The following is a 1,015-nucleotide window of genomic DNA, read 5'->3' on the forward strand; positions in this document are numbered from 1 at the left end:
CGCCCCCACCGCCCCCACCGCCTTGACCACCGCCGCGGGAGCTGTGCGCGGCGACGCCGCCGGAGACCGGGTTGGCGGGCTTCGCCTGCGAGGGGCCGGCCGAACCGCCCCCGCCGCCGTCGCCTCCGCGGGCGCTGTGGGTGTTGATGCCCTGCTTCACCAGGGCGGCCGGGGAGCTGATGATGGCGGCTGCCTGGCGGGACGCCGGGTCCGCGCTGGCGCTGCGGGCCTTGACGATCTCGTCGCCGAAGCCGGGCACAAAGCGGTAGATCATCGCGCTCGCGAAGATGGCGAGGATGATGATCGCGAGACCGGAGACGACGGCCGAGAAGGCGTCAGGTCCCTTGTCGGACGTCGACAGCGCCCCGGCCAGCGCGAGCACTATCACGACCACCGGCTTGATGAGAATCACCGCGATCATGATCCCCGCCCAGCGGCGCACATGCCCCCACATGTTCTTGTCGACCAGGCCCGAGTAGACGGCGGTGCCCAGCAGCGCGCCGACGTAGAGAAGGGCGGCCCGGATGACGAGCTCGAGGCAGAGCACGCCCGCGGCGAGAATGGTCACCAGCGATACGACGATGAGCATGATCGGCCCGCCGCCGATGTCCTCGTCCTTCTTCAAGGCCTGGGCGAACGAGCCGAAGAAGGTGTCATTGTCCGCGCCCGTGCCCGAGGCGATGGCCTGAGTGACGGCGTCGGTCGCCGTGACGACCGTATAGAGGATGAGCGGCGTGAAGGCGGAGGCCAGCACCGTCAGCCACAGAAAACCTATGGCCTCGGACAGCGCCTCGCCGAGCGGGGCCCCGCGGATGGCGCGCTTGGCGACGGCGAGCAGCCAGAGGATGAGGGTGAGGACGGTCGAGGCGGCGAAGACGACGGCGTACTGGCGGAGGAAGGCCTCGTTGGTGAAGTCGACGGTCGCGGTCTCTTTGACGAGATCGGAGAGCTTGCCGACGAGCCAGGAGGCGGCGTTGGCGCAGCCGCGGGCGAGGGAGGCGGCGGGGTCTAGGGG

Annotated in this window: 1 protein-coding gene; it reads right to left on the minus strand. The window is 70.2% G+C overall.

Annotation, left to right across the window (positions count from 1 at the left end; genetic code table 11):
• Positions 1 to 1,015: hypothetical protein (locus CCN51_RS51165; protein ID WP_107426320.1), on the minus strand; the 1,015-nt coding region annotated here is incomplete at both ends.

The organism is Streptomyces milbemycinicus (assembly GCF_002154605.1).
Classification (GTDB): Bacteria; Actinomycetota; Actinomycetes; order Streptomycetales; family Streptomycetaceae; genus Streptomyces; species Streptomyces milbemycinicus.